Origin of the sequence: Dinoroseobacter sp. S124A (genome assembly GCF_049801015.1) — a bacterium.
In the GTDB taxonomy this organism is placed as follows: domain Bacteria; phylum Pseudomonadota; class Alphaproteobacteria; order Rhodobacterales; family Rhodobacteraceae; genus Dinoroseobacter.
Genome location: NZ_JBNAGD010000001.1, coordinates 114,561 through 132,356 on the forward strand (window position 1 = coordinate 114,561; position 17,796 = coordinate 132,356).

Below are 17,796 nucleotides of genomic sequence, written 5' to 3' on the forward strand. Positions count from 1 at the left end.
GACCCCCAAACTTAAGTCTCCAAATATCCTCGCCGAAGGCTCCCGCAGGGGCCGCCCGCGCTACCGCGCGAGGCGACGCGCCGCCCGGTCCGCCAGCACATAAAGCAGCACCGACATCACCCCGAGGGTCAGCATGGCGGCAAACATCAGGTCGGTCTTGGCCCGGCCATTGGCCAGCAGCATGAGATAGCCCAACCCCTGAGACGACCCGACCCATTCCCCGATCACAGCGCCAATCGGGGCATAAACCGCCGCCAGTTTCAGGCCTGAGCCGAGGCTCGGCAGAGCATTTGGCACCTGGATCCGCCACAGGATCGCGGCGCGGCTGGCCCCCATGGTCTGGGCCAGATCGAGATAGCCTTTCGGCACCCGCATCAGCCCGTCAAAAAACGCCGAGGTGATCGGAAAGAAGATGATCAGCACGGCCATGGCCACCTTGGAGCCCAGCCCATAGCCGAGCCAGAGCGTCAGGATCGGGGCCAGCGCAAAGACCGGCAGGGCCTGAGAGAACACCAGGAGGGGTCGGATCAGCACCCGTGCGGTGGGACTGATGGCGAGGCTCAGCGCGGTGACAATGCCCAAGCCCCCGCCGATCAGGAGACCGAGCGCCACCTCCGTCAGGGTGACCAGCGCATGCTCGCCGATCAGGGCGCGGCTCTCCCACCACGTGTTCCAGACCCGCGCGGGACCGGGCAGGATGAAGGATGGCAGCCCGGTCATGCTGACCACCGTCTGCCACAGGGCCAGCAGGAACAGGGTCGCGGCGAGGGCATGGCCGAGCTTCACGCGACCTCCTCCCGCAACCGCCGCAACAGGGCGCCCTGCATGGCGAGCGTCTCCGGGTCGTCGACCGAGCGGGGCACGGTGCCCGCAGGCGGTGCCACCTCGGTCAACCCATTCGGGCCGAGCACCTCAATCGCATGGCCGAGCCGCGCCGCCTCGCCGGGATCATGGGTCACCAGAAGAACCGTGCGCCCGGCCAGAAGTTCTACCGCCAGATCCTGCATCTCGGACCGGGTCCGCGCGTCCAGCGCCGAGAACGGCTCGTCGAGCAGGATGACAGGGCGATCTTCCATAAGTGTCCGGGCCAGTGCCGCCCGCTGGCGCTGCCCGCCCGACAGGGCATCGGGCCGTTTCCCGGCATGCTCGGCCAGCCCCACGCGTTCCAGCAGGCGCGCGGCTCGGGCGCGGTCCGGACGGGTGCCGCGCAGCCGAGCCCCGAGGCAGAGATTGTCGATCACCTTGCTCCAAGGCAGCAGAAGATCGCTCTGGGCCATATAGGCCACGCGCCCGGCGAGGGGCGCGCCATCCTGCGCAGTGATCTGGCCGTCAAAGGTCACATGGGCGTCGAGCCCCGCGATCATCCGCAGGATGGTGGACTTCCCCGCCCCGGACGCGCCCAGCAGGCAGGTCCAGCGCCCGGCCTCCAGCGTCAGGTCGAGCCCCCGAAACAGCAGGTCGGCCCCGCTCCGCGCATCGCCGGTGATGCGGATGGAGGGGGCCGGGATGCTCATGCGGGCGCGAGCCCCATATCCCAGAACCCGACCTCCAGCGTCGTGGCCTGGGCAAACCGCGTGCCGAGCTGGGCAAACCGGGGCAGGTCCTTGTAATCGGGGCCCAGCCGATGGGTCAGCGCGCCATCGATCAGGGTGCCGACGCTCTCGCAAATCTCCTGATACTCCGACCCGCCATAGGTCGCGATCCAGTCTGCGTAGTCCGGGGCATGATCCTGTGCGAGCCGCTGCCCGATCTCGCCATAGCCCAGCACGCAAGGCGCCAAAGCCGCCAGCAGATCGAGGAAATCGCCGGAATACCCGGCCTCCAGCACGTACCGCGTATAGGCCATGTTGCCGGGCGCTTCGGGCGTGGCCCGCAGCTCCGCCTCGGAGATCCCGGCCGCGCCGCAAATCTCCACATGCAGGCCCATCTCGTGATGCAGCAGCCCGTGTACCGTGGCGGCTGCCGCCTCCATCTCGTCCAGCGTATCGGCCTTGGCAATCGCCAGACCCCAGGCCCGGCTGAAATGCTTCAGGAACACGTAGTCCTGCGCGAGATAATGCAGGAACGCCGCGCGCGGCAGCGTGCCGTCGCGCAACCCCTCGACAAAGGCATGGCGCGTATAGGCGTCCCAATCGGGGGACGCCGCACGCCAGAGGCCAAAGGCCGCGCCATAGCCGGTCATTGCGCGGTCACATCCACGGCGATCTTTGCCACCGGGTTCACGCTGTCGATCAGGCCGGAGTCCTTGAGGAACTCCTCGAACCGCGCATAGCGGCCCTCGTCCAGGGCCGCCGGGCGCAGGGCAAAGCGGGGCAGGGTGTCTTCCCAGGCCATGGCGTTCAACCGGTCATCCAGTTCCGCCGAGGTGCCTGAAAAGATCTCCCACGCGTCCTCGGGGTGGTTGATGATGTACTGCGTGGCCTTTTCGACCGCGCCGAGAAAGCGCGTGATCTTGTCGGTATCCATGGTCTCGGCATGGGCCACATAGATCAGCTCGTCATGGGGCGGCACGCCCTCTTCCTCGATATAGATGCAGTTGCCCGCGATCCCTTCGATCTCCATCTGGTTGAGCTCGAAATTCCGGTAAGCGCCGATCACCGCATCGACCTGCCCGGACATGAGCGAGGGCGAGAGCGAGAAGTTCACGTTCACCAGCTCGACCTCCTCGAAGGCCACGCCGTATTTGCCGAGCACCGCGCGCAGCAGTGCCTCTTCGACCCCAGCGACCGAGAAGCCGATCTTGCCGCCCTTGAGGTCCGCCGGGCTTTTGATCGGGCCGTCTTCGAGCGTCAGCAGGCAGTTCAGCGGCGTCGCCACCAGCGTGCCCACGCGCAAAAGCGGCAGGCCCTCATGGACCTGCAGATGGGTCTGGGCCTGATAACTGACGGCCAGATCCCCCTGACCAGCAGCCACCAGTTTCGGCGGGGCAGAGGGGTCCGCCGGTGCGATCACCTCGACCTCGAGCCCGGCTTCGGCGAAATAGCCGCGCTCCTCGGCGAGAATGATCGGCCCGTGATTGGGGTTCACAAACCAATCCAGCAGCAGGGTCATCTTGTCTGCGGCCAAGGCCGGGGTCGCGGCTGTCAGGGCCGCGGCAAATGCCAGGTATTTCATGGGGTGGTCTCCTGTTGGGGATCGGCCGCGAGGACAATCTCGCCGGGCCAGGTGTCACAAAGAGCGGTGCCCGCGCGCCAGGCCCGCAGGCCGGAGGTGCAGGCGAGAACGGTGCGGTGCCCGGGGCGCAGATCACCCGGGCCCGGGGTCGTGATGCGGCGGGCATGGGGCGCGACCGGGCGCGGGGCCTCGGCCTCGGGGCGCAGCTCGATCACCGTGTCCTCGGGGGTGATCTGACCCGGCGCGATGAAGGGCAGGGCGCGCGCAGGCTCGGGCGCGGTGTCAAAGCGGAAGCTCGCGACGCGCCAGCTCGCGGTATCAAGCGTCACGACCTGCCCGAGCGGCGACGGGTTCAGGTCCAGCAAGACGCTCAACGCCATCTGCGCCTGCAACGCGCCGAGTGCGCCGACCACGGGGCCGAAGACCCCGGCGGTGGCGCAGGAGGCCGCGCTGTCGGGCGGGTCGGGAAAAAGCGCGCGCAAGGAGGGCGCGCTGCCGCAGCACCCGGCCACGTAGCCGGACATGCCGAGGACGGAGGCGGTGATCAGGGGCGTGGCTCCGCAGAGATCCGACGCGCTGTAACTCGCCGCATAGCTATCCGCGCAATCCAGCACGAGATCCGCCGCCGCAAGGGCGGCAGGGCCGGTTGCGGGGCTGAACGCTTCGATAACAGGGGTGACATGGCACTCGGGGTTGAGTGCGCTCAAGCGCGCGGCGGCACTCTCTGCCTTGGGCACGCCGATATCGGTCACCGTGAACAGGGTCTGACGGTGCAGGTTGCTCAGGCTGACCCGGTCCGCATCCATCACCGTGATCCGCCTGATCCCCGCCCCGGCGAGATAGCTCAGAACCGGCGCGCCAAGCCCGCCCGCGCCGATCACCAGAACATGAGCCGCGGCCAGTCGGGCCTGCCCGTCCACCCCCACCTGCGGGAGCTGAAGCTGACGCGCGTAGCGGGTCATGGGGCGGGCTCCCATTGCGTGCAGGGTGCCCCGAACGCAACGCTGGCCATGTCGCGGGTCCGCGCCGCGCGCATGCGTGCGGCGCCTTGGTCCCCAGCGCGCGCTTCGGGCCCAAGGCTCATCCCAGCTGCTCCAACCAGGTGCGCACCCGCGCCTCCGGGTCGTCATTCAGCGTGATATCCGTCACCGCCGAGACCACATCCGCCCCCGCCTGCCGCGCCAGCGCCGCGCGCTCCGGTGTCATGCCCCCGATGGCGATCAGCGGCAGATCCCCGATCCGCCCGCGCCACTCGCTGAGCTTGTCGATGCCCTGCTGTTCCCATTTCATTTTCTTCAGGATCGTCGGATAGATCGGCCCCAGCGCCACGTAATCCGGATCGCAGGCCAGCGCCCGGTCGAGCTCGGCTTCGTCATGGGTCGACAGGCCCAGTTTGATCCCGGCGGCCCTGATCGCGCCCAGATCCGCTGTGTCGAGATCCTCCTGACCCAGATGCACCCAGTCGCAGCCCTCGGCGATGGCGATTTGCCAATGGTCATTCACCACCAATGTGCAGCCATGCTCGCCACACAGCCCCTTGGCGGCCCGGATCTCGGCCCGCACCACCTCGGGCGGTTGGTCCTTGATGCGCAACTGCACAAGCTTGATGCCCAGCGGCAGCAAACGGATGAGCCATTCGGCCCGGTCGAAAATCGGGTAAAACGGATGCAGCGCGCTCATGACAAAAACGCCTGTCCGATGACCGGGGTCGAGGGGGCGGCCATGTCGCGCGCCTCCATCGGGTCGGCTGCACAGGCCAGCGCCCCGGCCTCGGTCGCGCGGGCCATGGCCACGGCCATTGCCACCGGGTCGCCCGCCTTGGCGACGGCCGTGTTCAGCAGCACCGCGTCATAGCCCATCTCCATCGCTGCTGCCGCGTGCGAGGGCAGGCCGATCCCCGCATCCACCACCATGGGCACCTCGGGAAAACGCGCCCGCAGGGTCCGCAGACCGTAAGGGTTATTCAGCCCCAGCCCGGTGCCAATCGGCGCGCCCCAGGGCATCAGGACCTCCGCCCCGGCGGCCAGCAGTTTCTCGGCCACCACCAGATCCTCGGTGCAATAGGGAAAGACCTTGAAGCCCTCCTCGGTCAGGACCCGCGTCGCCTCCACCAGCTCGAACACATCCGGCTGCAGCGTGTCGGTATTGCCGATCACTTCGAGCTTGATCCAGTCGGTCGCGAACACTTCACGGGCCATCTGGGCCGTGGTGATCGCCTCGCGCGCGGAGTGACAGCCGGCGGTATTGGGCAGGACAGCCACCCCGAGATCGCGGATCATCGCCCAGAAGGTCTGGCCCGCCCCGCCCGCGCCCTCGCGCCTGAGCGACACCGTCGCCACCCCCGCGCCAGACGCGCGGAACGCCTCGGCCAGAATGGCGGGCGAGGGGTATTGCGCCGTGCCCAGCATCAGCGGGTGGCTCAGCACCGTGCCATAAAACGGCTTGGTGGTCGGGGTCGGAATATCTGGCATGGCTCAGCCGCCTTGCATCGGGGCGAGGATCTCGATCCGGTCGCCGGGGGACAGGGTTTGGGTTGCCCGCGCGCCCACGGGCACGAAGGTCTCGTTCAGCGCGGTGGCCACGGTGCCGGTATGGCCAAGCTCGGTGAGCAGATCGCCCAGCGTGGTCGCGGTGACCTCCGTGGCGGTGCCGTTAATGACAAGCTGCATCGGCAGTCTCCACGGGACGCGGGCCCAGCAATGCCTCGGCCGCCTGCTGCGCCATGGCGGGTGCGAGCAGATAGCCGTGACGGTAGAGGCCGTTGACATAAGTGACATCACCCTGCCGGGTGACCCGGGGCAGGTTGTCCGGGAAGGCCGGGCGCAGATCCGTGCCGATCTCGAGGATCTCGGCCTCCACAAAGGCGGGGTTGAGCGCGTAGGCCGCGCTCAGAAGTTCCAGCATCGCGCGGGCCGAAATCCGGCCCCGGTCCTCGGCCTCGACCATGGTCGCGCCCAGCATGTAGACCCCATCGCCACGCGGCACGATATAAAGCGGGATCCGCGGGTGCAGAAGGCGCACAGGGCGGCTGAGCGTCAGCTCAGGGGCCCGGATCACGAGCATCTCGCCCTTGACCCCGCGCAGCTCGGGCAGGGCCTCGCGCGCAGCGAGACCGGTGCAATCCACGATCCGCGCGCCGGGCGGGGGCGCGTCATCCCGCACGGGCATGCCCCGTGCGGCCAGGCTGTCCGCGAGGTCCCGCAACGCCCGGCGCGGGTCGAGATGGGCCTCATCTGCGAAATAGAGCCCGGCAGGGAAGCGCGTGCCCAGATCCGGTTCCAGCGCGGCAATCTCTGCGTCCGATACTGGCGAATGCCCATGGGTGCGGCGGGCAAACCGATCCAGATCGGACCGGTCGCGCGCATGGGCCACCACCATCGTACCGCGCGTGGTTACTGCGGTCTTCTCCGCCCACCAACCGAGGGCCGCCTGTCCGTGGACCAGCACCGGCTCTTCGGCATTCTCATACTCGCACCACGGGGCCAGCATGCCGCCCGCCCACCAGGAACACCCATGCCCGCCCGGGCCGCCCGCCGGGTCGTGCAAACTGACCTGCGCCCCGCGCGCGGCCAGTTCGGTCGCCACGCAGAGCCCGGCCACCCCGGCCCCGAGAACCGCGACGCGGCTCATGTCCACATCTCGTGAAAATGGTGGACCGGGCCATGGCCGGATCCGATCTCCAGCGTATCGGCCGCCGCGATCGCGCCTTGCAGATAGCCATGGGCCGTGGTCACGGCGCGGCGCAGATCGGCGCCCTTGGCAAGCTCCGCGGCGATGGACGCCGACAGGGTGCAGCCCGTGCCATGGGTGTTGCGGGTCGCGATGCGCGCGGCCTCCAGGCGCAAGGGGGGCTCATCCCCATCGATCAGCAGATCCACGCAGGTCTCGCCGCGCCCATGCCCGCCCTTCATCAACACCGCCGCCGGGCCCATGGCCCGCAGGGCCTGCCCGGCCTCCAGCATCGCGGCGGGATCATCGCTCTCGTCGCGGCCCAGCAGCCGCGCGGCCTCGGGCAGGTTCGGGGTCAGCACCGTCGCGCGCGGCAAGAGCCGGTCGGCCAGTGCCGCCTCGGCCTCCGCCGCCAGAAGGGCATCGCCGGATTTCGCCACCATCACGGGGTCGAGCACAACGGGCCCGTCGAACCCGGCCAGCCCGTCCGCCACGGCGGCAATCACCTCGGGCGTGCCCAGCATGCCGATCTTGACCGCGTGAACCGCAATGTCATCGAAGACAGCGGCCATTTGCGCCCGGATCATCTCGACCGGTGTGATCTCGACGGCGGTGACGGCCTGGGTGTTCTGCGCTGTCAGGGCAGTGATGACGCTCGCGCCATAGACCCCCCGGGCAGAGAAGGCTTTCAGATCCGCCTGGATCCCCGCGCCGCCGCCGGAATCCGAGCCTGCAATTGTCAATGCGGTCGCCATCGCACGCCTCATTTGGGCGGGCCGTTCCGGCGCGTTCGGGAGTGGGGGCGCCGTGCTCGTTATCGCATGCGCGAACCGTTCCCTCCGCCGGTATTGCCCGGATCAGGTTCCATGGGTTGACGCATCGCGTCTCTCAGCCCGAACCCGGGCACCCCAACGGTAAGTTCCCAAGACCTAGGCGCGAAATTGATCGAGTGCAAGGAGGATCTCCCTTTGCACCTGCAGCAGACGTGCTACCCTCAGCCTCCGGAGTCGTTTGGAAAGTACCGCCCATGTCGTTGTTGAGGTTTTGTGGATATTTATTGGCCACTGTTTCGCTTATCGCGACAGTCGGGTCGGCGCAGGCTCAGGGGCGCCCCGCAGCCGTTGTGACCGAACTGGTGGAGCGGCGCTCGCTGGCCGAAACCCTGCCGGTTTTCGGGCAGATCGTCGCCTCGCGTGACAGCGAGGTCGCCGCACGCGTGGCCGGGATCGTGGACGAGGTGGCCGTGCTGGTGGGCGATACCGTGGTCGCCGGCGCGACCTTGGCCGTGCTGGACACGGAGCTTGCGCAGATCGAGCTGAAACAGGCGTTGGCCGAGATCGAGGAGGCCCGCGCGGGCATCGCCATCGCCGAGGCGCAGCTGCGCCGGGCGCAGGATGCGCTGGACCGGGCCGAAGGGCTGCGCGATACGACCTCGTTCAGCTCGGCGCGGTTTGACGATGCCACCAGCGACCGGGCGGCGGCCACGGGCCAGATCAACCAGGCCCAGGCGCGCTTGCTCAATGCCGAGGCTGCCGAGGCGCGCGCTCGCTATACGCTGGACCGGGCCCGGATCACCGCGCCCTTCGAAGGGGTTGTCCTGTCGGTCGAGGCCGATCCGGGGCAGTTCATCTCGGTCGGCGCGCCGGTCGCACGGCTGATCGATATCAGCGCGCTCGAGGTCGAGGCACAGGTCCCGGCCGAGTTCGCACCGGCCATTCCCGACGGGGTGCAAGTCGTCGCCGAGAGCGAGGCGGGCACGGTGCTCGACCTGCGGGTGCGGGCGATCCTGCCGACCGAGAGCCTGTCGACCCGGACCCGGCCCGTGCGCCTGTCGGGGGATTTCACCGGGCTCGGCGCGACGCTTGCAGTGGGCCAGTCGATCACGCTTCTGGTGCCGGTGAGCCCGCCGCGCGAGGCCCTGAGCGTGCCCAAGGATGCCCTCGTGCAGGGCGCGCAGGGCTGGACCGTGTTCGTCGATGCCGATGGCGTGGCCCAGCCGCGCCCCGTGCAGATCGGGGTGGCCATGGGCGAGCGTTTCGAGGTGCTGAGCGGGCTTGCCGAGGGCGACGCGGTCGTGGTGCGGGGCAACGAGCGCCTGCGCCCGGGCCAGGCCTTGCAGGCTATGGGCGGCGGCGCGCCGCAGCCGCAATCGAATTGAGGAAGGGCCGGTCATGAACCCCATTCGCTTCGCCATCGAGCGGCCCATCGCGGTGATCGCTGCCGTGATCATGGCCGTGCTCTTTGGCGTGATCGCCCTGTCGCGCATCCCGATCCAGCTGGCGCCCGATGTGCGCAAGCCCGTGGTCGTGGTCGAGACCCAGTGGCCGGGCGCCGCGCCCGCCGAGATCGAACGGGAGATCATAAACCCGCAGGAAGAGGCCCTGCGCGGCCTTGAGGGGCTCGACATCATGACCTCTCGCTCGCGCTCGGGCTCTGGCGAGATCACGCTGGAATTTTCGCCGGGCACGGATATGAGCCAGACGCTGCTTCTGGTGTCGAACCGGCTCGACCGGGTGGGGGATTACCCCGACGAGGCGAGCGAGCCGTCGCTGGACACGTCCGGCGATGATGACAGCCCGATCGCCTGGGTGATCGTGACCGATGCGGGCAGCGCCGAGCGTCCCTTGCCGACCTATGGCGATTTCATGGAGGACGTGGTCAAGGACCGGATCGAGCGGATCGAGGGGGTCTCGGCGGTCAATGTCTTTGGCGGGGTCAGTCGCGAGTTGCAGATCGTGGTCGATCCGCGCCGTCTCGCGCGGTTTGGGTTGACCGTGCCCGAGGTGGTCGCGCGGCTGCGGGCCGAGAACATCTCGCTCTCGGCGGGCGATGTCGAAGAGGGCAAACGCCGCTATATCGTGCGCGCCGAGGGGGCCCTCGATACGGTGGACTCTGTGGGTGGCGTCGTGCTGCGCTCGGAGGCGGCGACTGGCACGCTGGGCCGGGTCCTCGTGCGCGATGTGGCGCGGGTGCAATTCTCGTTTGGCGAGCCGCAGGCGCGGCTGCGTTTCAAGGGCGAGTCCGGTCTGGCCTTCAACATCGTGCGCGAACGCGGTGCGAATGTGATCGAAACCATGGGCGAGGTCCGCCGCGTTCTGGGTGAGCTGCAAGCGGGTCCCGTGGCGGCGCAGGGGCTGCTGCTCGAACAGGTCTATGACGAGACGATCTATATCGAGGGTGCCATCGATCTGGTGACCCAGAACATCTGGATCGGCGGGGCCTTGGCGGCGCTGGTCCTCTTGATCTTCCTGCGCAGCCCACGCGCGACGCTGGTGGTGAGCCTAGCGATCCCGGTCTCCATCGTGGCGACTTTCGTGGCCATGGCCGCCACGGGCCGGACCCTCAACGTGGTCAGCCTTGCGGGGATCGCCTTTGCCGTGGGCATGATCGTGGACGCGGCCATCGTGGTGCTCGAGAACATCTACCGTCTGCGCGAGCAGGGCAGATCCCGATCCGAGGCGGCCTATCACGGGGCGCGGCAGGTCTGGGGTGCGATCCTTGTCTCGGCCCTGACCACGGTTCTGGTCTTCGTGCCGATCCTGATCATGGAGCTGGAGGCCGGGCAGCTCTTTCGCGACATCGCCGTGGCGATCTCGGTCTCGGTGCTGCTGTCGCTGGTGGTCGCGGTCACCGTGATCCCGGCGCTGGCCAAGCGGCTTTTGAAGGACGGGCAGCAGACGACGCTGCCGCTCTGGGGGATCGACCATCTGGCGCGTGGCTTCAAGGCGGCGGTGATGTGGTATGTGCGGATGACCGTGCGGGTCCGGCTTCTGGGGATCCTGATGGTTGGCGCGATCGCGGGGACGGCGGCGGTGGCCACGGTGGTGTTCCTCCCGCGGCTCGAATACCTGCCCGAGGGGAACCGCAATCTCGTCTTCGGTCTGATCATTCCGCCGCCGGGCTACAATCTCGACACGACCGAGACCATCGCCGAGCGGATCGAGCGCGCGGCCCAACCCATGTGGGAGGCCGCCCCCGAGCTCGAGACGCCCGAGGGCGGGCCGACCATCGAGAACTTCTTCTTCGTGGCCACCCCGGGGAACTCCTTTGTCGGGGCGACCGCGCTGGACGGGCCCCGGGTGGCCGAGCTCATCCCGCTTCTCTCCGGGCCGATCTTTGCCGAGCCGGGGACGTTCGGTTTCATGACCCAGCCCTCGCTCTTCGGGCGCGGGGTCGGGGGCGGGCGGACCATCGAGCTCAATGTCTCGGGGCAGGATCTGGAGCAGATCCTCGGCGTGGCGGGGCGGGCTGCCGGGCTGGTCTCGGGCCTCTTGCCGCGCGCGGAGGGGCATCAGTTTCGCCCGATCCCGGGGCTAGAGCTAGGCGCGCCGGAGGTGCGGCTGGTGCCGGATCGGCTGCGGCTGGCGGATGCGGGCGTCGATGCGGGCGCGCTGGCGGCCACGGTGGATGCCTATAATGACGGGTTGCGGGTGGCCGAGATCACCGAGGGCGCGGATCGGCTGAACCTCGTTCTCAAGGGCGATACCTCGCTCGCGGCGGGGTTCCGGACGCAGGATGTGGGCGCCTATCCGGTGGTCACGCCCTCGGGGCGGATCGTGCCGGTCTCGGCCCTCGCCGATGTGGTCGTTACGGCTGGGCCCACCGAGATCCGTCACCGGGACCGGTTGCGGACCGTCACCCTTGAGGTGCGGCCCTCGGATGCCCTGCCTCTGGAGACGGCGGTCGAGATGCTGGAGACGCAGGTTGTCGCCGTGCTGGAGGATCAGGGCGTGCCGCCGGGCATCCGGCTCAGCGTGTCCGGGACCGCCGATCAGCTTAGCCAGACCTGGGAGGCGATCCAGATCAACCTCGTGGTGGCGCTGGTCATCGTGTTCCTTGTCATGGCGATCCTGTTCGAGAGCTTTGTGCTGCCGCTGGTGATCCTGATCTCGGTGCCGGTGGCGGCGGCGGGCGGGGTCGGGGGGCTTGCCCTGCTGAACATGTTCCAGACCCAACCGCTCGACATGCTGACCCTGCTGGGGTTCATCATCCTCGTGGGGATTGTGGTGAACAACGCGATCCTGATCGTGCACCAGTCGCTCTATCATTTGCGTGAGGAGGGGATGTCGCCCATTGATGCCATCGAGGAGGCGACCCAGAACCGGATCCGGCCGATCTTCATGTCGACGCTGACCAGCATCATGGGGATGCTGCCGCTGGTGGTGTTTCCGGGCGAGGGGTCCGAGCTCTATCGCGGGCTCGGGGCGGTTGTGGTCGGGGGGCTGTCAATGTCGGCCTTCCTGACGCTGCTCACGGTGCCGCCGCTCTTGCGTTTGTGCCTTGTGGCACCGGAGCCGGAGGAGACGGTGTCGCCGGACCTGCAGGGGCAGCCCGCAGAGTAGGGGATCGCCGTTGCGCGGGATGGCGCGCGGCAGGATTTGAGTATTTGAAGAACAATGAAGGGGGCGGTTTCCCCTTCAGGGCAGGACGCTGAGCCAGAAGGCCGCCGACAGGATCGAGACGGCGGTGCCGGCGAGGACAGCCGTGGCGACCACGCGCTTTGCGACACCGTACATATTGGCGAAGATATAGGTGTTCACGCCGGGCGCCATGGCCGCGGTCAGGGCGGCGGCGCGCAGCATCGGGTCGGAGAGGTCAAACACCCCGTTCCCCAGCCCCCAGGTGATCACCGGATGCACCATGAGCGAGACGAGGCAGACAAAGACGACCTCGCGCAGATTGCCCTCGGGCTTGTAGCGATAGAGCACCCCGCCCAGCCCGAAGAGCGCGGCGGGCAGGCCCGCGCGGGCGATCAGGGTAACCGCCTCTTCCACCACCACCGGTGTCACCAACCCGCTGAGATTGACCGTGAACCCCAGCGCCACCGCGATCATCAGCGCGTTCTGGGACATGGTTTTCGCGATTGACCACATGGTCCTGAACAGGCCCTTGGAGGAGGCGCGCACGATCTCCATCGTGGTGATCCCGACCATGTAGACGAAGGGCGCGTGGATCGAGATGATCGCGAACATCGGCTCTAGGGCGGCCACCCCATGGGCACGTTCCATGATCGGCAGGCCCAGCAGCACCGTATTGGCGAACATGCAGCAGAACCCGATGGCGACCGCATCCTGCATGGGACGGCCAAAGAGCAGCCTTGCGCCCAGGATGCCGATCGCGAAGGAGCAGAGCACCCCGGCATAATAGCTGGTCAGCAGCCGCCAGTCGAAGACCGCCTTCAGATCGAGGGTCGAGATCGCCGCGAAGAGCAGGCAGGGGATCGCGAAATTCTGCGTGAAGCGCATGAGCGCATCCACATTGTCATCCGAGAACACCTTGGCCCAGACCGCCACATAGCCCGCGGCAATAACGAGAAAGACCGGGAGGGTGACCTCCAGCAGCACACTCATGCGGGACGGTCGGGCGCCGGGCGTTCCAGGACCATGCCGTCATAGGCGGGGGTCACATGGGCGGGCGTCTCGGCGGCCACGGTCGCGTAGTCCAGATCGATATGCATATTGGTCAGCACGGCTTGTTTGGGTGCGAACTCGGCGATCCAGTCGAGGGATTGCGCCAGATGGGCATGGGTCGGATGGGGATCCCGGCGCAGGGCGTCGAGGATCAGAACCTCCAGCCCGCGCAGGGCCGCATGGCTCTCGGGCAGCAGTTGGGCCACGTCCGGCAGGTAGGCCAGATCGCCGATCCGGAAGCCGAGGCTGTCGATGCTGCCATGATTGACCGGGAAGGGCGTGAAGGAGATCGGACCGCCGGGCCCGTCAATCGTCACGGGGCCGTCGAGGTCGTTCATCTCCAGAATGGGCGGATAGGGGCTGCCTTCGGGCTGTTCAAACGCGTAGCCGAACCGGGCAAAGAGGCTCTCTTGCGTCGGGGCGTCGGCCCAGACGGGCAGGCGCGCGCGCATGTTGAAGACGATCATCCGCAGATCGTCGAGCCCGTGGGTATGGTCCGCATGGGCATGGGTATAGACCACCCCGTCGAGCCGCCCGATCCCTGCATCCAGAAGCTGGGCGCGCATGTCGGGCGAGGTGTCGATCAGCACGCTGGTGGTGCCCTCGGGCCCGTCCCTCTCGACCAGAAGCGAGCAGCGCCGCCGCCGGTTGCGCGGGTTCTCGGGGTCGCAATCCCCCCAGAGCCCGCCCAGACGCGGCACCCCGCCCGAGGAGCCGCAGCCCAGGATCGTGAAGCGCATGCCCATTACGCAGCAGCCTCCGGCGTCCAGGCAGCGGCCTTGGCGAAGAGCCGGTCGAAATTGGCGCTGGTCTGGGCGGCAAAGGCCTCGGGGCTCAGGCCATAGACCTCGGCCCCGGCGGCGGCCGTATGGGCGACATAGGCGGGCTCGTTGCGCTTGCCGCGATAGGGCGGGGGCGCGAGATAGGGGGCGTCGGTTTCCACCAGTACGCGGTCAATGGGCGCATCGGCGAAAATCGCGCGCAATTCGGTCGACTTCTTGAAGGCGGCGATGCCGGACATGGACAGGTAGAACCCCAGATCCAGCGCGGCCTCGGCCAGCGCGCGGGTCGACGAGAAACAGTGCATCACGCAAGCGTAGGGCGCGGCGCGGTGCTCCTCGGTCAGGATCCGGGCCATGTCCTCATCCGCGTCGCGCGCATGGATGATCAGGGGCAGGCCGGTCTGACGCGCCGCCTCGATATGCAGGCGCAGGCTTTCCTGCTGCACAGCCGCGCTTTCGGCGGTGTAGTGGTAGTCGAGCCCGGTCTCACCGATCCCGACGAATTTCGGATGGGCGGCAAGCGCCACCAGCGCCTCGACCGTCGCCATGGGCTCGGCCGCGACGCTCATCGGATGGGTGCCCGCCGCGTAGAAAACCGGCGCATGGGCCTCGGCAATCGCGCGCACCTGCGGCTCGGTCCGCAGCTTGGTGCAGATCGTGACCATGCGTGCCACCCCTGCCGCCACGGCACGGTCGATCACCTGCGGAAGGGTGTCGGCAAAGTCCGGGAAGTCGAGATGGCAATGGCTGTCAACGAGCGTGGGCTGGGTCGGAATGGAAGCCATGGAATGCCTGAAATCGCTAAGGGATTAGGCAGCGGCGGGTCCGGATGCCACCGACTGCAGTCCGTGGAACATATCCAGCAGAAGCATCGAGGCGTCAAGGTTTACAGCGCGCCCGGCGCGCACGCGCGGGACAAGTTCCGCATGGGCCGTCGCCCAGGCCTGTCCGGCGCGGGGATGGGGGGCGAGGCGGGTCAGAAGCTCGGCCTCCGCCGGGCTGGCCAGCGCCGGGGCCGCACCGGTCGCACCGGTGCGCGCAAGCCGGTGGAGAAAGACCTCCGTCAGGCTCAGGAGCAGGTCAAGCCGCCCCTCGGCACCGCGCGCGCTGGCGCTATCGGCGAGGGCGGCCATGGCCTGCCGGTCGAGCCGGGGCAGATCCCCCAGAAGCCGCAGAAGGCTCTCATAGGCTTCGGGTCCGCCCGCATCCCGCAGGCTGAGGGCCTGGCCGACCGAGCCCTCGGCGAGGGGCAGGAGGCTCTGGATCTCGGCCTCGGGCAGGGGCGCGCCCGTGGCCTGAGCAAGGGCTGCGCCCAGATCCTCGGGACTGAGCGCGGCCATCCGCAAGGTGCGGCACCGGCTGCGGATGGTCGGCAAGAGCTTGGAGGGCGCGTGGCAGATCAGGAACATCACCGTGTCGGCGGGGGGTTCCTCCAGCACTTTCAGGAGCGCGTTGGCGGCGTTCGCGTTCATCTCGTCCGCGGCATCGACGATCACCACCCGGCGCCCGCCATCCATCGCCGCCATCGAGAAGAAGCCCTTGAGCCCGCGCGCCGCATCCACCGGGATGTCCTGCTTGAACCGTCCCAGCTTGGCGTCATAGGGCCGCCGCAAGAGAAACAGGCGCGGCTCGGACAGCGCCGCCACCCGGCGCGCCACCGGGTGGTCGGGATCGAGATCAAGACTGGTCGGAGCCGCCAGCGGTTCAGGATCGCCAAAGAGGCTCGGCCCCGGATCCTCGGTCGGCAAGGCCAGAAGGGCGCGCGCCGCCCGCCAGGCAAAGCTCGCCTTGCCGATCCCCTTGGGACCCGTCAGCAGCCACGCATGGTGCAAACGACCGGAGCCGATCGCGTCGAGCAGCGCGGCCTCAGCCGCGTCGTGGCCAAAGACCTGCTCGGCAAAACGGGGATGGGGCGCACCGGGCAGGGCATCGGCCTCGGGCAGGGCATCGTCCCGGGGCACCTCTGTTGCGCGGCTCATGCGTGCATCCCTTCCCATGCGGTGCGCACATCCCGGGCCACGGCCTCGGGGGCGCGATTGCCATCGACCAGAACGCAGCGCTCCGGCGCGGCCTCGGCCAGGGCGCGGAACCCGGCATGAAGGGCTGTCTGGAAGGGCAGGCCAAACTCCTCGAACCGGTCCTCGCCGCTTTGCCGGGCAAGACCGCGACGCAGGGCCAGCTCGGGCGGCATGTCGATGATCACGGTCAGATCCGGCTCGCGCCCGATCATCAGCGCATGGAGCTCGTCCACAAGCCCGCGCAGATCGCCCCGCGTGGCCCCCTGATAGATCCGAGTGCTGTCCGCGAAGCGGTCGGTGATCACGTCGCGCCCGGCGGCGAGCGCGGGGGCGATCGTCCGCTCCAGATGATCGCGCCGCGCGGCGGTGAACAACAAGAGCTCGGTCTCGGGCGACCAGCGATCCGGATCCCCCTCAACCAGCAGGCGGCGGATTTCCTCGGCCCCGGCAGAGCCGCCGGGCTCGCGGGTCAGGACCGGATCACGGCCCACGGCCCGCAGATGCTCGGCCAGCAGGCGCGCCTGCGTGGACTTGCCACTGCCATCAATGCCTTCGAAGCTGATCAGCCGACCAGGAGCGGTCATCAGGAGAGGTCCGGCGCGGGGGTCACTGGGCCTCGGCGGCACCGCTTTCGGCGGGGTCCTCTTCGGTCAGCTCTCGGTAGAGCACCTTGGCTGCGGCCTGCATCCGGACCCAGGCGCCGCCCTTGGCAACGGCCTGTTCGGCCACGAGGGGGAAGCGCTGCGGCGGCATCTCGGGCCCCGAGATCACCAGCTCGCCCAGCTGCTGCCCGGCGGCGATGGGGGCCTTGATCGGGGTCTCGGCCTCGATCTCGGCGATCAGGCTGCCGGAGGCCACCAGCGGGACAAGCGGGCGTACATCCGTGGGCGAGACCAGTCCCACCATGGCCTGTTCCCCGACCCAGACCGGCAATTCCGCGAGCTGCGTATCGGCGGCGGCGAGGTCTTTCTGGACGAATTGGCGAAAGGCCCAGCTGACGATGCGTTCGGATTCCTCGGCCCGGGCCCGGTCGGTTTCCAGCCCGGTGATCACAAAGACAATGCGCCGTGCCCCTTGCTGGGCGGAGCCGACGAGGCCATAGCCCGCCTCCTGCGTGTGGCCGGTCTTGAGCCCATCGGCCCCGATCCCGAGCTTCAGCAAGGGGTTGCGATTGAACCGGTTCTGCGGCGCGCGCCCGTCATAGCCCCATTCGGACATGGAGAAGTAGCCGTAGTATTCCGGATAATCCTCGATCATCCGCTCGGTCAGGATCGCGAGATCCTTCATGCTCATCCGGTGGAGCGGATGCGGCCAGCCGGACGCATTTGCGAAGGTCGAGTGGGTCATGCCCATGGTCTGGGCCTTTTCGGTCATCAGGCGGGCAAAGGCCTCCTCGGTGCCGGCAAGCCCCTCGGCGACCACCACGGTCGCGTCATTGCCCGACTGCACGATGATGCCCTTGATCAGCTCTTCGGCTGTGGGGCGGTCACGCTCGGTCAGGAACATGGTCGAGCCGCCCTTGGCCATGGCCCGGGCCGAAACCCGGAAGGTCGTGTCCAGCGTCACGGCGGGGTTCTTGTGCAGCGCTTCGAACAGCATGTAGAGCGTCATCAGCTTCGACATGCTGGCCGGGGGCAGCGGGATATCCGCGCTCTTTTCCAGCAGGACCGTCCCCGTGGTCAGATCGACCACATAGGCCGCCGTGGCGCGTGTCTCGAAGGCGGCGCTGGCGGGCTGGCCCAGAAGCAGGCCGAGGGACAGGAGCGTCAGCGCAACAGGGCGCAGGCAAAGCGAAAGGCGCAT

General features: G+C 68.3%; 18 protein-coding genes and 1 riboswitch. Of the genes, 2 read left to right on the forward strand and 16 right to left on the reverse strand.

All coding sequences use genetic code 11. From position 1 onward, the window contains the following. Positions 1 to 60: 60 nt before the first annotated feature. The 10 genes from ACP15I_RS00575 to thiD all read right to left on the reverse strand — a co-directional run bounded on the left by ACP15I_RS00575 (position 61) and on the right by thiD (position 7,538). A complete protein-coding gene (locus ACP15I_RS00575) occupies positions 61 to 786 on the reverse strand; it encodes an ABC transporter permease (RefSeq protein WP_424973443.1) in 726 nt (241 codons plus the stop codon). Then, positions 783 to 1,514 (reverse strand): ABC transporter ATP-binding protein, encoded by a 732-nt coding sequence (locus tag ACP15I_RS00580; protein WP_424973445.1) that lies wholly within the window; start codon positions 1,512 to 1,514, stop codon positions 783 to 785. The genes ACP15I_RS00575 and ACP15I_RS00580 overlap by 4 nt, the downstream gene beginning before the upstream one ends. Next, positions 1,511 to 2,182, reverse strand: a complete 672-nt coding sequence (gene tenA / locus ACP15I_RS00585) for a thiaminase II (RefSeq protein WP_424973446.1) — start codon at positions 2,180 to 2,182, stop codon at positions 1,511 to 1,513. Before tenA ends, ACP15I_RS00580 begins: the two co-directional genes overlap by 4 nt. Next, positions 2,179 to 3,114, reverse strand: a complete 936-nt coding sequence (locus tag ACP15I_RS00590; protein ID WP_424973447.1) for an ABC transporter substrate-binding protein — start codon at positions 3,112 to 3,114, stop codon at positions 2,179 to 2,181. The genes tenA and ACP15I_RS00590 overlap by 4 nt, the downstream gene beginning before the upstream one ends. Continuing rightward, on the reverse strand, positions 3,111 to 4,076 hold the full coding sequence (locus tag ACP15I_RS00595; RefSeq protein ID WP_424973448.1) for a HesA/MoeB/ThiF family protein: 966 nt from the start codon (positions 4,074 to 4,076) through the stop codon (positions 3,111 to 3,113). Before ACP15I_RS00595 ends, ACP15I_RS00590 begins: the two co-directional genes overlap by 4 nt. A 118-nt stretch (positions 4,077 to 4,194) precedes the next feature. Beyond that, positions 4,195 to 4,794 (reverse strand): thiamine phosphate synthase, encoded by a 600-nt coding sequence (locus ACP15I_RS00600; protein WP_424973449.1) that lies wholly within the window; start codon positions 4,792 to 4,794, stop codon positions 4,195 to 4,197. Continuing rightward, the gene (locus ACP15I_RS00605) at positions 4,791 to 5,585 is read right to left on the reverse strand and encodes a thiazole synthase (protein ID WP_424973450.1); all 795 of its coding nucleotides are present in this window, start codon (positions 5,583 to 5,585) and stop codon (positions 4,791 to 4,793) included. The genes ACP15I_RS00600 and ACP15I_RS00605 overlap by 4 nt, the downstream gene beginning before the upstream one ends. Positions 5,586 to 5,588: 3 nt before the next feature. Continuing rightward, entirely contained in the window at positions 5,589 to 5,783 is a 195-nt protein-coding gene (thiS, locus tag ACP15I_RS00610) for a sulfur carrier protein ThiS (RefSeq protein WP_424973451.1), read from the reverse strand. Then, complete coding sequence (locus ACP15I_RS00615) at positions 5,767 to 6,744, reverse strand: FAD-dependent oxidoreductase (protein ID WP_424973452.1); 978 nt, start codon at positions 6,742 to 6,744, stop codon at positions 5,767 to 5,769. The genes thiS and ACP15I_RS00615 overlap by 17 nt, the downstream gene beginning before the upstream one ends. After that, a complete protein-coding gene (gene thiD, locus ACP15I_RS00620; protein ID WP_424973453.1) occupies positions 6,741 to 7,538 on the reverse strand; it encodes a bifunctional hydroxymethylpyrimidine kinase/phosphomethylpyrimidine kinase in 798 nt (265 codons plus the stop codon). Before thiD ends, ACP15I_RS00615 begins: the two co-directional genes overlap by 4 nt. A 62-nt stretch (positions 7,539 to 7,600) precedes the next feature. After that, positions 7,601 to 7,704: riboswitch (TPP riboswitch) on the reverse strand. Between the two features lie 202 nt (positions 7,705 to 7,906). Between thiD and ACP15I_RS00625 the strand changes: the two genes are divergently transcribed. Beyond that, positions 7,907 to 8,941: an efflux RND transporter periplasmic adaptor subunit gene (locus tag ACP15I_RS00625; RefSeq protein ID WP_424973454.1), complete on the forward strand. Its 1,035-nt coding sequence runs from the start codon at positions 7,907 to 7,909 to the stop codon at positions 8,939 to 8,941. Between the two features lie 13 nt (positions 8,942 to 8,954). Further along, positions 8,955 to 12,125, forward strand: coding sequence for an efflux RND transporter permease subunit (locus ACP15I_RS00630; protein ID WP_424973455.1), 3,171 nt, complete (start codon positions 8,955 to 8,957; stop codon positions 12,123 to 12,125). A gap of 75 nt (positions 12,126 to 12,200) precedes the next feature. Here ACP15I_RS00630 and ACP15I_RS00635 read toward each other — a convergent pair whose 3' ends face one another. The 6 genes from ACP15I_RS00635 to ACP15I_RS00660 are packed head-to-tail and all read right to left on the reverse strand — an operon-like array spanning position 12,201 to position 17,796. Further along, on the reverse strand, positions 12,201 to 13,133 hold the full coding sequence (locus ACP15I_RS00635) for an AEC family transporter (protein ID WP_424973456.1): 933 nt from the start codon (positions 13,131 to 13,133) through the stop codon (positions 12,201 to 12,203). Beyond that, on the reverse strand, positions 13,130 to 13,939 hold the full coding sequence (locus ACP15I_RS00640) for an MBL fold metallo-hydrolase (protein WP_424973457.1): 810 nt from the start codon (positions 13,937 to 13,939) through the stop codon (positions 13,130 to 13,132). Before ACP15I_RS00640 ends, ACP15I_RS00635 begins: the two co-directional genes overlap by 4 nt. Beyond that, the gene (locus ACP15I_RS00645) at positions 13,939 to 14,760 is read right to left on the reverse strand and encodes a TatD family hydrolase (protein WP_424973458.1); all 822 of its coding nucleotides are present in this window, start codon (positions 14,758 to 14,760) and stop codon (positions 13,939 to 13,941) included. Before ACP15I_RS00645 ends, ACP15I_RS00640 begins: the two co-directional genes overlap by 1 nt. A 24-nt stretch (positions 14,761 to 14,784) precedes the next feature. Next, positions 14,785 to 15,954, reverse strand: a complete 1,170-nt coding sequence (locus tag ACP15I_RS00650; protein ID WP_424973459.1) for a DNA polymerase III subunit delta' — start codon at positions 15,952 to 15,954, stop codon at positions 14,785 to 14,787. Next, positions 15,951 to 16,577 carry a dTMP kinase gene (gene tmk, locus ACP15I_RS00655; RefSeq protein ID WP_424964833.1) on the reverse strand — a complete coding sequence of 209 codons (627 nt, stop codon included), beginning with the start codon at positions 16,575 to 16,577 and terminating at the stop codon, positions 15,951 to 15,953. Before tmk ends, ACP15I_RS00650 begins: the two co-directional genes overlap by 4 nt. 22 nt (positions 16,578 to 16,599) lie before the next feature. Further along, the gene (locus tag ACP15I_RS00660) at positions 16,600 to 17,796 is read right to left on the reverse strand and encodes a D-alanyl-D-alanine carboxypeptidase family protein (RefSeq protein ID WP_424964832.1); all 1,197 of its coding nucleotides are present in this window, start codon (positions 17,794 to 17,796) and stop codon (positions 16,600 to 16,602) included.

Excerpts from the sequence above, each read along its gene's own strand:
- ACP15I_RS00580 (WP_424973445.1), bottom strand. The coding sequence starts at position 1,514 with ATGAGCATCCCGGCCCCCTCCATCCGCATCACCGGCGATGCGCGGAGC.
- tenA (WP_424973446.1), bottom strand. The coding sequence starts at position 2,182 with ATGACCGGCTATGGCGCGGCCTTTGGCCTCTGGCGTGCGGCGTCCCCC.
- ACP15I_RS00590 (WP_424973447.1), bottom strand. The coding sequence starts at position 3,114 with ATGAAATACCTGGCATTTGCCGCGGCCCTGACAGCCGCGACCCCGGCC.
- ACP15I_RS00595 (WP_424973448.1), bottom strand. The coding sequence starts at position 4,076 with ATGACCCGCTACGCGCGTCAGCTTCAGCTCCCGCAGGTGGGGGTGGAC.
- ACP15I_RS00600 (WP_424973449.1), bottom strand. The coding sequence starts at position 4,794 with ATGAGCGCGCTGCATCCGTTTTACCCGATTTTCGACCGGGCCGAATGG.
- ACP15I_RS00605 (WP_424973450.1), bottom strand. The coding sequence starts at position 5,585 with ATGCCAGATATTCCGACCCCGACCACCAAGCCGTTTTATGGCACGGTG.
- thiS (WP_424973451.1), bottom strand. The coding sequence starts at position 5,783 with ATGCAGCTTGTCATTAACGGCACCGCCACGGAGGTCACCGCGACCACG.
- ACP15I_RS00615 (WP_424973452.1), bottom strand. The coding sequence starts at position 6,744 with ATGAGCCGCGTCGCGGTTCTCGGGGCCGGGGTGGCCGGGCTCTGCGTG.
- thiD (WP_424973453.1), bottom strand. The coding sequence starts at position 7,538 with ATGGCGACCGCATTGACAATTGCAGGCTCGGATTCCGGCGGCGGCGCG.
- ACP15I_RS00630 (WP_424973455.1), top strand. The coding sequence starts at position 8,955 with ATGAACCCCATTCGCTTCGCCATCGAGCGGCCCATCGCGGTGATCGCT.
- ACP15I_RS00635 (WP_424973456.1), bottom strand. The coding sequence starts at position 13,133 with ATGAGTGTGCTGCTGGAGGTCACCCTCCCGGTCTTTCTCGTTATTGCC.
- ACP15I_RS00640 (WP_424973457.1), bottom strand. The coding sequence starts at position 13,939 with ATGGGCATGCGCTTCACGATCCTGGGCTGCGGCTCCTCGGGCGGGGTG.
- ACP15I_RS00645 (WP_424973458.1), bottom strand. The coding sequence starts at position 14,760 with ATGGCTTCCATTCCGACCCAGCCCACGCTCGTTGACAGCCATTGCCAT.
- ACP15I_RS00650 (WP_424973459.1), bottom strand. The coding sequence starts at position 15,954 with ATGAGCCGCGCAACAGAGGTGCCCCGGGACGATGCCCTGCCCGAGGCC.
- tmk (WP_424964833.1), bottom strand. The coding sequence starts at position 16,577 with ATGACCGCTCCTGGTCGGCTGATCAGCTTCGAAGGCATTGATGGCAGT.
- ACP15I_RS00660 (WP_424964832.1), bottom strand. The coding sequence starts at position 17,796 with ATGCGCCTTTCGCTTTGCCTGCGCCCTGTTGCGCTGACGCTCCTGTCC.